Genomic DNA, 15,280 nt, shown 5'->3' on the forward strand with positions numbered 1-15,280 from the left:
TGTTGAAAGAAAAGTTGATTCAAGTGCTAAAAGTATAAAACAAGAAAATGACAAATGTCATAGAGAATTTATGACAAACGTTACTATGTTTACAATTTTTAAAAATATATCATTAAATCAAGGAAATAAAGAGGTGATTAAATGATAAAAGTAAACGGTGTAACTAAATCATTCCACAATACTAAAGCAATAGATCATGTTTCATTTGGAATAAAAGAAGGAGAATGTATCGCTTTAATAGGCGTAAATGGAGCAGGTAAGTCCACATTGATTGATTTGATTTTAGGTAATTTAGTTCCAGATGAAGGGCGTATTGAAAGGGATTCTGCTATACAAAATAATATCGGCGTATTATTTCAAAAATCAATCTTTAATGAATGGGTCAAAGTAAAAGAACTCTATGCGTTTTATTCATCGGTTTATAAAAAAGCGTTAGATTACAACAAGTTTAAAACATTGACCCAGTTTACTGATAAACAATTAAATCAATACGCGACTAAATTATCTGGAGGTCAACAACGTTTATTAGATTTTATATTGATGTTAACAGGACAACCTTTATTAATATTTTTAGACGAACCGACGTCTGCAATGGATGCTAAAACAAGACGTTATTTCTGGAACATCATAAATGATTTGAAGGCTCGAGGTATTACCATATTATATACGACGCATTATATTGAAGAAGTAGAGAAGGTTGCGGATCGCGTTATCGTATTGAAACAAGGAAAGATAATGAATGATAGTTCACCTTCACAATTAAAACACCTTGATAAAACATCAACGATATATCTACCTGAACAATTTGAGTCAATCATTCAAAATCAAACTCAATTTAGTTATCAAAAGGATCAAAGTGAACTTCAAATCAAAACAGATGAGGTTCAAAAAGTTTTACAACAATTGATTGAAATAGATATAGATTTAAATGAGTTAGAAATTAAGAAAAGTTCATTAGAAGATTATGTATTTGAAAGTGAAGGGGAGATTCTATCATGATTTTTAAATATTTGAAATTAGATTGGACAATCACTTTGCGACAAAAAATATATCTTATCCTTTCAGTAGGGATGCCGTTAGTATTTTTCTTGATTTTCACTTCATTAACTAAAGTACCACAATCAGAAGCCAATCAAATTTATAAAGAAAGTTTGATGAGTATGACGGTCTTTAGTTTAACTAGTTATTGTTTGTTGACCTTCCCTGTTGAATTAGTACAGGATAAACAAAACGGATGGCAGAAAAAACTTTTTGCGACACCGATGACACCCATTAAATATTATGTAGCTAAAGTATTCAAAATCATGAGTCTTTTTTTATTTTCAATTATTCTGATGTTTAGTGTTGGAGGAATGATTAGACACATTCATATGTCTCTTTATGAATGGTTAGTATCAGGATTATTATTATGGATTGGATCCAGTTTATTTTTGTCCATAGGGTTATTACTGGCACAACATAAAGATGTGAAGCAAGCAAGTAGTATAGGTAATTTATTGTATATTGTTTTAGCGATTGTGGGTGGATTATGGTTTCCTATTAGCTTGTTTCCTCAATGGCTAGCTTCTATCTCTCGATATATGCCGACCTACCGATTAAAACAGCTAGGATTAGATTTTATTCAGCATCAAACGATTAATATAGCGGCACTTGGTTTTCTTTTGGGGTATTGTATACTATTTATAATCATTGCTTTAGTTATTCAAAAGAAATCGGACGTGATGTAATGTCTTTTTTGCTTAGAAAAATAAAAGGAAACCCAATGGGCGTTGCGAGTTTTATTTACTTGTTGTTTCCAATTATCACTTTATTTTATCAAGACATCAAAGGACCTAAAGTAATTGCTGTTATAGTGATTGCTGTATTCATAATTAATTATGGTATTTTAATTTTATCTGATGTTTATCAGTTTAAAGTGAAGCGGTTGATTGTATGGATGATTTATTTGATCGGCACACTTTATTTTTGTTGGGCAATGGGCAGCACATTTATCATGTTTTTCTTTTTTGGTTCTTATGTGTTGCCATATGTTTATGAAGCGACTGTAAAGTCAGTGGAAAGTATACTATTTTATATTGCTTTACTCATCGCATCTGGTCTTTCATTATACTTACTTCCAAAAGCTTTACCAATAGTTGTCGTACTGATTCTTGTTGTAATCATTTCGTTGTTCATTAACTTTAGATTTATCGAAAATAAAAAAGTAAGGGCGCAAATGAAAGAGAAAAATCGTCACATCAATTTATTGATTGCTGAACAAGAACGTCAAAGAATCGGCCAAGATTTACATGATACGTTAGGTCATGTATTTGCCAGTTTGAGCATAAAATCTGAGCTTGCTTCTAAGTTGATAGATCAAAATCCAGAAAAAGCCAAAGAAGAAATGTTAGCAGTTAATCAACTTTCTAAAGAGGCATTAAATAAAGTCAGAACTATTGTAGAACATCTGAAATTTCAAGATTTTGAAGAAGAAGTGAAGTCTGTAGATCAACTATTAAAACAAGCAGATATTACTTTTGATTTCGAGGGACAATCCACTGCTAGAACATTAAATAAAGGACAACAGTCTATATTAGCTATGCTATTGAGAGAAGCGGTCAATAATATTATTAAACATGCACATGCGACAAAAGTAACTGGTACATTAAAAGAAGCGCAACACATCATTACGTTGATAATTAGTGATAATGGCAAAGGTATCAGTAAACCTGAAGCTACACTGCATAGTATAAGAGAGCGTGCAGCATTATTAGATGGTGAAGTTACAATAAAATCTGAACAAGGTGTTACATTAATGATTCGAATTCCACGAGGTGATAATTTATGATAAATGTTGTTCTAGCTGAAGACCAAGAAATGCTGAGAAAAGCGATGGTTCAACTTATAGAGATGGATGGAAATATAAACATTATTGCTGATACTTCAAGTGGAGCAGAGGCATGGCAAATGATTGAATCCAATCAACCTGACATTGCAATTCTAGATATTGAAATGCCGGAATTAACAGGTTTAGAAGTATTGAATAAAATAAGAGAAGCAAAGTTAAATACAAAAGTCATTATTGTAACGACGTTCAAAAGACCAGGTTATTTTGAAAGAGCAGTCGCAAATGATGTAGATGCTTATGTATTAAAAGAACGTTCCGTAGAAGAACTGATTCAGACCATGCATAATATTATGGCAGGACAAAAAGAATATAGTGAAACACTGATGACTACATATTTTAATGAGAAAAATCCATTAACGCCTTCAGAACAATTAATACTGAAAGAAATCGGCAATGGTTATTCAAGTAAAGAAATTGCACAAAAGCTTTTTCTTTCAAACGGGACAGTTCGTAATTATACTTCTGTCATTATTGATAAAATGGAGACAGAAAATCGTTTTGATGCGTGGAAAAAAGCTATTGAAAAAGGATGGATTATATAAAAAAGTGCAGACCGTTTTGATCTGCACTTTTATAATTAAGCGCGTTCTAAATATTTTACTTTGCGGCCATGTAGGACATAGTAAAGTCCTGCGGTAATAATAGTTAATATAGCCATGAAGCCATAAAGTTGTGCATAAGTAATAGATGAAGTGAAGACACCTAATACAGAAGGGCCGAAGCCGATACCGAAATCAATACCGATAAAGAAAGTAGAAGTGGCTAGGCCATATTTTTCTGGTGTCGTAACTTTGATCGCAATAGCTTGCATAAGTGATGATAAGTTACCGTAACCTACACCTAACGCTGCACCTGCTAGTAATAACATCCAGCCTGAATGTGCAAAGAATAAAAGCACAAAGCTGATAAGTAAGAAGAAATAAGATGGATAAACTACAACGTTTTCGTTTTTGTTATCCATTAAACGACCTGTAATTGGACGTGTGACTAATGATGTTAAGGCATAGAAAATAAAGAAGTAACTTGAAACTGCGACTAGATTGCGCTCTTCTGCGAAGAATTTTAAGAATGTCAGAATAGATGAGTAAGTCACACCTGTTACTAAAATTACAATCGCAATCGGTACTGCATCTTTAGCGATAAATTGACTTAAGCTGAAACCTTTTGATGGTTGAGTTTCAGAAACTTTAGTTGTTTCAAAATTGATATGAATGAAGAATGATAAAGCTAAACCAATGATGCCTAATACTAAACATAAAGCGAATAAGACATCAATGGAGTATTGATTTGATAATAATAAACCAAAGAAAGGTCCGACAGCTGTTCCAAGAACTAAACTGAGTGAGAACATGCTGATACCTTCACTTTTACGTTCAGGTGGTGTGATGTACGCAGCTATTGTTCCTGTCGCAGTAGTCGCAACTGCTGTCGCAACACCATTAATTAATCTGGTAAACATTAAGAAACCTAATGAACCTTCTATAAAGTAAAGGGCTTGCGTTACGATAAGAAAAATCAATCCTATAATTAATGTACGTTTAGGTCCCATCGCATTGACATATTTTCCTGTAATAAAACGGCCGATTAATGAGCCGACAATAAATAATCCGGTTACTAATCCGGATAAACTATCTGAAGCGCCAAATTCGTTTTTACTGTAGCCTGCAATGACAACGATTAACAGATACATACAAAGATAAACGAAGAAGTTGACGATAAAGTTCATATTGAAACTTTTAGTCCATATTGGTGCGTGTTGAGAATGATCCACGCGAAATCCCTCCTTAAAACTGATGTTTGATAGCTTTGAGCGTTCGAATGGTTTGCTCGATATCATCTTGACTAAGACCTGCTTCTTCAACGATTTGTTGTTGAAGAGCTGTTACTTTTTCGATGACTTCGTGGTAAATCTGATTACCTTTGTCCGTCAGACTTAATAGTTTTTGTCTTTTATCTTCCCCTGGTGTAACAGTCAGCAAGTCGTGTTCATGTAACACTTTTAATAATTTACGTGTTGATGGTTTTTCAATACAACGACGTTTAGAAATTTCGACAAGTGTTGTCGGTTCATGTAAGTAAATATCCTTTAGAACTAAAAATTGAGCAGTATGTAGCTGATACTGATCAAGTAAAGGTTGAACGCTTTTTACATAAGGTCTATATAATTCAGTAAAGCTATTAAATAATTGATTGATTTCCATGTTGTAGCTCCTTAAATTAAGATAGAGGTTGAGACCTCAGAAAAACGTCACAACCTCATATATAAACGAAATCAGTTTGATTTTTTTGCAGGGTAATTGATTGATTTCGTTAAAAAGGTTAGCTAAGCTAACTAATTTACTTTACTATTGTAGAAAATTCTCAAATAAAAATCAAGAGATTTTTTGAAATTAGTCTTTCAAAAGGCAATTCGATTCATAATTTGATAAGATGAAGAAAAATGAAGAGAGGATGGTCTAAATGGTTCAGTTGAAATTTGATCATATCATCCATTATATCAAGCATATTGATGAGTTTGAGTATCCAGGAGAAGTAATGAAGTTATCACCAGGCGGCTTACACAATCGCTATGGTACATATAATAAATTGGTTTATACAGATTTGGCTTATATTGAAATTATCGGTGTAAACGATGAAGAAAAGTTGAAGAAGGTTATTAAATCGAATGAAGGACGTGTATCTTTCGTTGCGAAAATCGTACAAGATAATTTCGAACAAGGCTTTAAAGCAATCGCCTTACGCACAAATGATTTAGACAAACTTAAAGATGAGTTTGAAGCGAAAGGGTTAGATGTCGTAGGACCAATTGAAATGGGCCGAGAAAATAAAAAAGGTGAACAAACGTCTTGGCGTTTATTATATTTGAATCAGCCGGATGCGAAATTGAAACCGCCGTTCTTTATAGAGTGGAATAAGTCAGAAGAAGAACGTGTTGAGGCGTTAGAAAATAGATTTCAACCGCAATTCAAAATAAAAGCCATTGAAATTCAAACCACACAACAAGCGTTAGTGGTCAATCAATGGCGGGATTGGTTTGGTATGGAAGTGGTATCTGAAGATGAAGAAATCACAACTTTAAAATTGCCTGATGAAGCGATTGAATATCGTATTCAATCAGGACGTAAAGACAAGTATGCGATTGTTATTCAAGATACAACCGCCGAAACACCTTATCATATCGTGACACGCGGTGGAGCTTATCACTTCGAACCTTAAAATTTAGTACACATAATGATAAACTGCGTTCGCAATCATGATCGCATAAGTTAAAGCGATTAAGAATAAGATAATTGCTAGCCACATATCAACACGTGATTTACGTAATAAGACAAGATAAACAGCAGTTACTAAAGAAAATGCGGTAAAGAATACACGCAAGCTGAGATTGTCTATTTGAACATGGTTGACTAATGTTATACTAATCACAATGATATTTAAAATAATCATGATAATTAAAAAGATATTTCTCACACTTTTCACCTCTGAATCTTTATAGTTTATAGGGTTACGTGAGGATACGACATGAAAGTCACTTAGTTTCATTGTATAATAAGTAGATAGTGTAAGGAAAATAAAGGAGATTTTTATTTTATGGAAAAGATGAATATCACGAACCAAGAACATGATGCATTTGTTAAATCTCATCCCAATGGTGATTTGCTTCAACTCACACAATGGGCAGAAACGAAAAAGCTGACTGGTTGGTACTCTAGACGTGTCGCAGTAGGTGAAGATGGAAAAGTTAAAGGTGTCGGTCAATTATTATTCAAGAAAATACCGAAACTACCTTATACACTTTGTTATGTCTCTAGAGGGTTCGTCGCAGATTATGATGATAAAGCAGTCATCGAAGCCCTCCTTCAATACACAAAAGAAATTGCTGAAGATGAAAAAGCCTATGCGATTAAAATCGATCCAGATGTAGAAGTGGATAAAGCAGGGGATGCTTTAGGTAATTTAAGACAATTAGGATTCAAACATAAAGGATTCAAAGAAGGCTTATCAAAAGATTACATTCAACCACGTATGACAATGATTACACCGATTGATAAAACAGATGATGAATTGATTCAAAGCTTTGAACGTCGTAACCGTTCAAAAGTACGTTTATCATTAAAACGTGGAACGAAAGTAGAACGTGCAGGTCGCAATCAACTTAAAATCTTCGCAGACTTGATGCGTATTACTGGGGAACGTGATGGTTTCTTAACACGTGATATCAGCTACTTTGAAAATATTTACGATGCATTACATCCTGACGGCGACGCAGAGTTATTCTTGGTTAAATTAGAACCGAAACCTGTATTGACAGAGTTAAAAGGTGAAAATGCAGAAGTTGAACAAGATATTGAACGTCTGAAACAAAAGAAACAAGATAAAAAGACGTTGAATAAAATCAAAGATGCTGAAGCTAAAATTGCGCGTAACCAAAAATTAATCGATCAAATGGAAGAACTATACCAACGTGAGCCAGAAGGTGTTTATTTATCAGGCGCACTGCTTATGTTCTGTGGCCACAAATCATATTACTTATATGGTGCATCTTCTAATGATTATCGTGATTTCTTGCCGAACCATCATATGCAGTTTGAAATGATGCGTTATGCGCGTGAAAAAGGCGCTACAACATATGATTTCGGCGGTACAGATAACGACCCGGATAAAGACTCAGAACATTATGGTTTATGGGCATTTAAGAAAACATGGGGTACGTATTTAAGTGAAAAAATCGGTGAGTTTGATTATGTCTTAAATAAACCATTGTATTATATGATTGAAAAAGCAAAACCAGCATTAACAAAAGCTAAAATCAAAGTTTCTCGCAAAATAAAAGGCAGAAAATAATACAGTTAGACAACATATTTTCATAAGTATAGATAAAGGGGTTGAGACTAATATTGGTCTCAATCTTTTTTCTTGGAAAAACCTAAAATGTTGAGTGAAATCAACGACCTTTTAAGGCGGGGTGTGTTAAATTTAAAGTAACGAGAAATGAGGAGGAAAGAGCGCATGATTAATCGTTTGCTGAAGTTCTCTTTAGGCAATAAATTCGCTGTATTTTTAATGGTTGTATTAGTCATCTTGGGCGGTGTCTATTCCAGTGTAAAAATGCGTTTAGAATTATTGCCTGATGTAGAAGAACCGATGATATCTGTCAATACTGTCTTACCGGGTGCCACACCTCAGACAGTGCAAGAGGATATCAGTGATAAAATAGATAATCAGATCAGAGGCATGGCGCATGTCGAAAATGTCAAAAGCCAATCGTTAGAAAATGTTTCTATGGTCCAAGTTAGCTATGAAGATGGTACAGATATGGATAAGGCTGAAGAAGCATTAAAGAAAGAAATTGATAAACTTAAACTCACGGAGGATGCAAGGGAACCTGAATTAATGAGGAATAGTATGAATGCATTCCCTGTAGTTGTTTATTCATTTTCAGATAAAAATGGAAATTTAGAGAAAGCGACGAAAGCGATTGAGAAACAACTCATTCCGAAATTAGAAACTGTTGACGGTGTTCAAAATGTACAAATGAACGGTCAAACTGCACGTCAAGCAACGATTAAATTCAAACAAAGCGAATTACAAAAACGTGGTATGAGTGCTAAAGGTGTGGAGGACTATATTAAAAATGCTTCTGGCAAAACGCCTTTAGGTTTATTCCAATTCGGTAAAAAAGAAAAATCCATTGTAGTGAATGGAGAATTCACTTCAGCAGATGCATTGAAAAACTTTGTAATTCCTGTCAGCGCAGCACAAGGAGAACAAGGCCAACCTGGGTCAGATGAAAGTTCAATGATGTCACAAGGTTCACAAGGACCACAAAGTAATGACATGGTGAGACTTTCAGATATCGCCGATGTTAAAATCGGACAAGAACGTGAGTCAATCTCCAGAACGAACGGTAAAGATGCGATTGATGTTCAAATCGTAAAAGCACAAGATGCCAATACTGTTCAAGTGAAAAAAGATACAGATGCGAAAATTAAAGCGTTTGTGAAAGATAATAAAGATTTAACACAAACTAAGATTATGGATACCGCAAAACCAATCCAAGATTCTATTTATACAATGCTTGAAAAAGCGATTCTTGGTACGATAGTTGCGATTATTGTCATCTTATTATTCTTACGTAATATCAGAACAACAGCAATTTCAGTCGTTTCAATTCCAATGTCGTTATTAATTGCGATGATTGCCTTGAAGTTATCAGATGTCTCATTGAACATCTTGACTTTAGGTGCATTAACCGTCGCAATCGGACGTGTAATTGATGACTCTATTGTTGTTATTGAGAATATATACAGACGGATGTCCGATCCGAAAGAGCGAGAGAGCGGCGACAACTTGGTTATCAGCGCGACAGCTGAAGTATTCAAACCGATTATGTCTTCTACGCTTGTAACGATTGTCGTCTTCTTACCATTAGTCTTTGTGGCTGGTTCAGTCGGTGAGATGTTCAGACCATTCGCACTCGCAATTACATTTAGTTTATTAGCATCATTACTAGTATCTATCACTATTGTGCCGGCATTAGCTTCAACGTTCTTTAAAAATGGTATCAAACAAAAACGTCAACGTTCGTTAGGTGCAGTAGGCAGAGGATACAAAAAAGTATTGAATTGGTCGTTAAACCATAAATGGATTGTCTTAATTATAACGACTGTTATTTTAATCGGCAGTATCGGATTAGGTGCTGCGAAAATAGGAACGAGCTTTATTTCCACAGGTGAAGATAAATTCATGGCGTTGACTTATACACCAAAACCTGGTGAAACAAAAGAACAAGTACTAAAAAATGCTGAACAAGTTCAAAAATATCTTAACAGTAAAGATAAAGTGAAGAAAGTTCAGTATTCACTAGGTGGCGCATCACCAATTGATCCGACAGGCAGTACAAACAATATGGCTGTGATGATTGAATATGCGAGTGATACGAAAAACTTTGATACAGAACCAGACAGAGTATTAAAACATATCGCAGGCTTTAAACAAGAAGGCGAATGGAAATACTTAGACATGGGTACTGGCGGCGGAAATAATGAAATTGAAGTTAAAGTATCTGGTCCATCAGGTCATGAAATCAAAGACACAGTGAAAGCAATCGAAGATAAAATGAAACAAACATCAGGTGTAGTGAACGTTAAATCTGATTTAACTGAAGTCTATGACCAATACACAATAGATGTTGATAAAAACAAAGCAACCGAAAAAGGCTTGTCAGCGGGTCAATTAGCGATGGGCTTAAATCAAAACATTCCAGAAACAACACTGACAACGATTAATGAAAAAGGTCATAAAGTCGATGTAAAAGTTGAAAAAGAAAAACAAACGAACTGGACCAAAGAGAAATTAAACAATCTTGAAATTCCGACACCGACAGGAGAAATGGTTCAGCTGAAAGATATCGCAACATTAAAATCAACACAAACACCAAGTAAGCTGATTAAAGAAGATGGCGACTATACTACAACTGTAACAGGTAAAATCAGCGGTAAAGATGTCGGCGGTATTTCAACGAAAGTAATGGATAAAGTAAATAAAGTCGATAAACCAGCGAATGTTAAAATCAATTCAGGCGGTGCGACAGATGATATTAATAGAGCGATGACGCAATTAAGTCTAGCAATGATTGCGGCAGTTGTAATTGTCTATCTTGTACTCGTATTAACATTCAAAGGCGGCTTAGCACCATTTACCATCCTATTCTCACTTCCATACATTGTGATTGGTGTGGTGTTAGCTTTAGTATTCACAGGAGAAACACTTTCTGTACCAAGTATGATCGGGGTCTTAATGTTAATAGGTATTGTCGTAACCAATGCGATTGTACTCATAGACCGAGTTATCAATAATGAGCATAAAGGTATGGAAATGAAAGAAGCGTTGTTAGAAGCGGGCGGAACGAGAATACGTCCAATCTTAATGACAGCACTTGCGACAATTGGCGCACTTGTACCGATGTTATTCGGACAAGACAGCTCTATCTTGATTTCCAAAGGTTTAGCCGCAACTGTAATAGGCGGACTGGTTTCTTCTACTATTCTTACACTGATAGTAGTACCAGTTATTTATGAAATTCTATTTACGCTGAAAGATAAAGTAACACATATGTTTAGCTCAAAACGTAAAAAAGAGAATTAAGTTTAAAATTTAAATAGCATCTGATTTCTACGCACTTTCTGCATATAAGCAGGGAGTGCGTTTTTTATTATGAGAGTAGTTGTACATTATAATAATGAATATACTCAAATAATTCAGAAAAATTTGAATGTTATCTTCACATATTCATTCAAAGGTTTTATAATTGGATAAATATAAGAGGAATGGAATTGGAGGTAACATATGGAGTTATTAATCGCATTTTTGGTGGTAATGGTTTTTATATTCATTGGGGAGTGGGGATCTAATTTTTCGAAAGCATACATACCTTCTGTATTTATTACAGCTGCGCTTTTCACGATTGGATTTTGGACATTCTTACCTAAAGATATTGTTAATCAAGCATCATTTGGTAAAGAATTTGTTGCTATAGCAGTACCGTTATTACTTGTTCATTTAGGTACAATGATGGATTTGAAACAACTTGCTGCACAATGGAGAGCAGTTGTAGTTGCTTTAGCAGGAGTAGTCGGTACTATGGTTTTAACGCTGACAATCGGAACATTGTTATTTGATTGGCATACAGTTGTTGCTGCTGTGCCACCATTAACAGGAGGTGTTATTTCTGTAGCACTGATGTCAGATGGGTTAAAAGCAGAGGGATTAACGACTTTAGTTGCAATTCCTGTCGCAATGTATATCACACATAGTATTATTGGTTATCCATTAACATCTGTTGTATTGAAAAGAGAAGGGAAACGATTATTAAAGCAATATGATAATCAAAAGCTTGATTTTAAGAAAACAGAGTTGAGTCAAGAAGCCGATGAAACATTAACAAAAAAGCCGACTTTTTTAAAAAGTGAGAAATTTCAAACACCTGCATTTTTACTTGCAAAAGTAGCATTGGTTGCGGTACTTGCAGTACTACTCGAAAAGGCAACAAACAAAGCAATTAATGGGAATGTTATTGCCTTAGTATTAGGGGTTATTTTCCATCAAATCGGCTTTTTAGAAAAGCAAATTTTAAATAAAGCCAAAGTGTTTAATTGGTTAATGTATGGTTTATTAGCATTTGTATTCTCGCAACTTAGTATGACAACACCGAAAGTATTAAGTGGAATCATGATATTAATTCTGGTTTTGATCGCATTAGGTATTTTAGGTATGTATCTAGCTTCATCTTTATTATCTAAACCATTAAAGATGAGCAAAGATATGGCATTTGCGACAGCGTTAACTGCATTGTTCGGCTTCCCAGCTGATTATATTTTAACGAATGAAGTCGTCAACAATTTAACGAAAGATGAGAAAGCACGCAATGTCTTAATCGATTATATGATGCCGAAAATGTTAGTGGGCGGATTTGCGACGGTATCTGTCGCTTCTATTATTATCGCTTCACTATTTCTTAAATTATTGTAAGGAAAGGGTAGAGTTGAATGGTAAAAGTATTATTTAAAAATGCACAACTTTTTAATGGAGAAACATTTGTAGATAATCAAAGTTTTGTAGTCGATTCTGAAACGGGAAAATTTGTTAGTTCAAGCGATAATGCTGATGAGACGGTTGATTTAAAAGGACAATTTGTAGTACCTGGTTTAATTAACACGCATACACATATCGTTGCTGATCCGTATGGTAAAGTAACGAAGCTAGGATCACCAGATAGTAATCCGGTTACCGCAACTTATATGGCGTTAAAGAATTTAAGTGATTTATTGAGCGATGGGGTAACATATATTAGAGATGTCGGTTCAATTTATGATGTAGATTTAGAACTAGCTAAATTAGAACAGCAAGGTGAATTGTTGGCACCAGGTATTGTTGCTTCAGGCAGCCCATTGACCATGACTGGCGGTCACTTCTGTGAAGGCAGCTACGAAGTTGATGGTGTTGATGAGGTGCGTAAATTTGCTAGAAAATTATTAAAAAAAGGCGCTGGAAATATTAAATTAATGGCAACAGGAGGTGTTTCATTTAGTGGTGAAACACCACATGATGTTCAATTGTCATTAGATGAATTAACAGCTGCAGTCGAAGAAGCCCATCATAAAGGCCGAACAGCCTGTGCACATGCACAAGGGACAGAAGGTATTAAAAATGCGATTTTAGCGGGTGTAGATTCGATTGAACATGCTGTATTCTTGGATGATGAAACAATTCAATTATGTTTAGATCACGAAACGTTTATCGTGCCAACACTGATTGCGCCATATGCGATTAATCAAAATCAAGAATTATTACCAGATTTTATGGTTCAAAAATCGTTAGATATTGAAAAAGCGCATTTTGAAAGTATCGGTAAAGCAGCTAAAGCAGGAATTAAATTAGCAATGGGTACAGATTCGGGTACAGCTATGAATAATTTTGATACACATTCTACTTTTGAAATGGAATTAATGACGCGTACAGGTGCGACTAATTTACAGACACTTCAAGCTGCAACAATTAATGCAGCAAAACTACTTAAAATTGATAACCAAGTAGGTTCAATTGAGGAAGGCAAACTTGCTGATTTTATTATTCTAGACCATAACCCATTAGAAGACATTAAAGCATTACAGGAACAAAAAATAGTTTACAAAAAAGGTATCAAAGTTACCAAATAAACCAAACAAGCCCCTCAGCTCGTATAATACGCGGCTGAGGGGCTTTTCTTTCTTAATATAATACAAATGTTAAAATAGTACTGATTACGAAAATTAAAAGGGTCATCACATTTAATAAGAAGACACCTTTTTGATCGCCTTTTGAATACTTGAAGGCTGTAATCTCCACATTACCTACAAGCATCACAATGACCGCAAACTCCCACCATGCTACTGGAGGAACTGTTAAGTTAATCATTGCGACAATAAGGATGAGTAATCCACCCATGACCATGCGTAAAACACTACTGTAGATTGTATTCATTTTATAAATACTGATATAACTTACAAATAAATACAAAACGGGTAGTAATAATAGATAGAGTTGCATCGCGTGTACTTCCTTTCTGATAATCGCAAAACACGTTGAATCATGGCGTGTTTCTATTCAAGATGTCGATTTTATTGCTGTTTTATTTGTGAACGGACGTGTGCGATTTCATGTTCGATTTGTTCAAGCTGTTTAATCAATGGATCGACTTCTTGACCTGTTGATTCACGCTTTTCCAAATCGTCTTGCAGACGTACGTAATCTTGTTTTAATTCTGCTAATTGACTTTCTAAATCCAAAAGATACACCACCCTATTGATTTTTATTATCAATAATAATAGTATATCATGGAAAGATTAGAGATGTAATTACCGAGAAATGACATTTCATGACGAATGAATGTCTCAATGATAATAGAGAAAGAAGGGTGACTTATGACAGGCAAATTCGCAGTCATTGTTATATTGATTGCGCTTGGGTATTTACTCAAACGTATCAATATTTTAAAAGAAGAAGATAACCAAGTACTGGCTAAATTAGTGCTGAATGTGACGTTACCTGCATTAGTCATCGTCAATTTAAACAAGGCTGAACTGGATATTTCACTATCTGTATTACCGGTTATGATGGTCATTTACGGTATTATTGCAAAAGTTATCGCTATCAGCTTTTTCTTAAAATATGACAATGAGATGCGAGGTACCATCGGCATGATGATGGCATCACTGAATATCGGCTTATTTGCTTATCCGCTAGTACAAGCGATTTGGCCGAAAGTCGGCATGATTTATTTCGGTATGGCAGATATCGGCGGTGCGATTGTCATGTTCGGTATCACTTATTTTATAGGCAATTATTTCAGCAGCAGCGGAAATAATACTTTTAATCTTAGATTCCTTATATTGAATTTATTACGTTCTATTCCATTGATGACTTATTTGATGATGTTTGGTTTAAATATGAGTAACCTGCATTTACCAGATCCTGTTATCAATTTCTTAGATGTATTGGCACAAGCGAATATGCCGTTATCTATGATTCTCTTAGGTTTAATGTTGAACTTTAGAGTAGAACGTCGTTATTTACCGATTGCCTTGAAATATTTGGCTATTCATTATGGCTTTGGACTCATAGCGGGCTTACTCGTTTATTTCTTTTTACCAGTCTCTGACCAAATGATAAAAACGACTTTAATGGTCATTTGGTTGTTGCCAATCGGCGTTGCGGTCATACCTTACTCCATTCAATTCCAGTACCGTACATTGCCTTTGATTGGCATGACCACCAACATGACGATTGTGATCAGTATCGTCATACTCTATTACTTCCAAATGTTTTTCGTATAATAAAAAAGGGGTTGTCAAC

General features: G+C 34.8%; 15 protein-coding genes. 10 read left to right on the forward strand and 5 right to left on the reverse strand.

Features of this window, described 5'->3' with window-relative positions:
* Positions 1-141: 141 nt before the first annotated feature.
* Genes MUA87_RS03430 through MUA87_RS03445 form a run of 4 tightly spaced genes read left to right on the forward strand, consistent with a single transcriptional unit; the run spans position 142 to position 3,429 of the window.
* Positions 142-999, forward strand: a complete 858-nt coding sequence (locus tag MUA87_RS03430) for an ABC transporter ATP-binding protein (RefSeq protein ID WP_262551299.1) — start codon at positions 142-144, stop codon at positions 997-999.
* Positions 996-1,727, forward strand: a complete 732-nt coding sequence (locus MUA87_RS03435; RefSeq protein WP_105978587.1) for an ABC transporter permease — start codon at positions 996-998, stop codon at positions 1,725-1,727. The genes MUA87_RS03430 and MUA87_RS03435 overlap by 4 nt, the downstream gene beginning before the upstream one ends.
* A complete protein-coding gene (locus tag MUA87_RS03440; protein ID WP_262551300.1) occupies positions 1,727-2,827 on the forward strand; it encodes a sensor histidine kinase in 1,101 nt (366 codons plus the stop codon). Before MUA87_RS03435 ends, MUA87_RS03440 begins: the two co-directional genes overlap by 1 nt.
* The gene (locus tag MUA87_RS03445; protein ID WP_105966500.1) at positions 2,824-3,429 is read left to right on the forward strand and encodes a response regulator transcription factor; all 606 of its coding nucleotides are present in this window, start codon (positions 2,824-2,826) and stop codon (positions 3,427-3,429) included. Before MUA87_RS03440 ends, MUA87_RS03445 begins: the two co-directional genes overlap by 4 nt.
* Before the next feature lie 35 nt (positions 3,430-3,464).
* Here the strand turns inward: MUA87_RS03445 and MUA87_RS03450 are convergent, their stop codons facing one another.
* Both MUA87_RS03450 and MUA87_RS03455 read right to left on the reverse strand, forming a co-directional pair.
* On the reverse strand, positions 3,465-4,613 hold the full coding sequence (locus MUA87_RS03450; protein WP_052032787.1) for an MFS transporter: 1,149 nt from the start codon (positions 4,611-4,613) through the stop codon (positions 3,465-3,467).
* Between the two features lie 58 nt (positions 4,614-4,671).
* Complete coding sequence (locus MUA87_RS03455; RefSeq protein WP_070625749.1) at positions 4,672-5,088, reverse strand: MarR family winged helix-turn-helix transcriptional regulator; 417 nt, start codon at positions 5,086-5,088, stop codon at positions 4,672-4,674.
* A 259-nt stretch (positions 5,089-5,347) separates the two neighbouring features.
* On the opposite strand from MUA87_RS03455, the gene MUA87_RS03460 reads away from it, so the two are divergent.
* On the forward strand, positions 5,348-6,103 hold the full coding sequence (locus MUA87_RS03460; protein WP_057509884.1) for a VOC family protein: 756 nt from the start codon (positions 5,348-5,350) through the stop codon (positions 6,101-6,103).
* A 3-nt stretch (positions 6,104-6,106) separates the two neighbouring features.
* Here the strand turns inward: MUA87_RS03460 and MUA87_RS03465 are convergent, their stop codons facing one another.
* On the reverse strand, positions 6,107-6,358 hold the full coding sequence (locus tag MUA87_RS03465) for a hypothetical protein (RefSeq protein ID WP_002479586.1): 252 nt from the start codon (positions 6,356-6,358) through the stop codon (positions 6,107-6,109).
* Positions 6,359-6,478: 120 nt separating this feature from the next.
* Between MUA87_RS03465 and MUA87_RS03470 the strand changes: the two genes are divergently transcribed.
* From MUA87_RS03470 to MUA87_RS03485, 4 genes are all read left to right on the forward strand, one after another.
* Positions 6,479-7,732 carry a lipid II:glycine glycyltransferase FemX gene (locus MUA87_RS03470; protein ID WP_262551301.1) on the forward strand — a complete coding sequence of 418 codons (1,254 nt, stop codon included), beginning with the start codon at positions 6,479-6,481 and terminating at the stop codon, positions 7,730-7,732.
* 165 nt (positions 7,733-7,897) lie between these two features.
* Positions 7,898-11,035: an efflux RND transporter permease subunit gene (locus MUA87_RS03475; RefSeq protein WP_156666534.1), complete on the forward strand. Its 3,138-nt coding sequence runs from the start codon at positions 7,898-7,900 to the stop codon at positions 11,033-11,035.
* A gap of 201 nt (positions 11,036-11,236) precedes the next feature.
* Positions 11,237-12,418, forward strand: coding sequence for a hypothetical protein (locus tag MUA87_RS03480; protein WP_061054624.1), 1,182 nt, complete (start codon positions 11,237-11,239; stop codon positions 12,416-12,418).
* 17 nt (positions 12,419-12,435) lie between these two features.
* The gene (locus tag MUA87_RS03485) at positions 12,436-13,605 is read left to right on the forward strand and encodes a metal-dependent hydrolase family protein (protein WP_002479582.1); all 1,170 of its coding nucleotides are present in this window, start codon (positions 12,436-12,438) and stop codon (positions 13,603-13,605) included.
* A gap of 52 nt (positions 13,606-13,657) precedes the next feature.
* Here MUA87_RS03485 and mspA read toward each other — a convergent pair whose 3' ends face one another.
* Both mspA and MUA87_RS03495 read right to left on the reverse strand, forming a co-directional pair.
* A complete protein-coding gene (gene mspA / locus MUA87_RS03490) occupies positions 13,658-13,975 on the reverse strand; it encodes a membrane stabilizing protein MspA (RefSeq protein ID WP_002479581.1) in 318 nt (105 codons plus the stop codon).
* 71 nt (positions 13,976-14,046) lie between these two features.
* Positions 14,047-14,214, reverse strand: a complete 168-nt coding sequence (locus MUA87_RS03495) for an SE1832 family protein (RefSeq protein ID WP_002479580.1) — start codon at positions 14,212-14,214, stop codon at positions 14,047-14,049.
* A 135-nt stretch (positions 14,215-14,349) separates the two neighbouring features.
* On the opposite strand from MUA87_RS03495, the gene MUA87_RS03500 reads away from it, so the two are divergent.
* Positions 14,350-15,261: an AEC family transporter gene (locus tag MUA87_RS03500; protein ID WP_002479579.1), complete on the forward strand. Its 912-nt coding sequence runs from the start codon at positions 14,350-14,352 to the stop codon at positions 15,259-15,261.
* Positions 15,262-15,280 lie beyond the last annotated feature (19 nt).

The sequence above is a fragment of the Staphylococcus simulans genome, assembly GCF_025561465.1.
In the GTDB taxonomy this organism is placed as follows: domain Bacteria; phylum Bacillota; class Bacilli; order Staphylococcales; family Staphylococcaceae; genus Staphylococcus; species Staphylococcus simulans.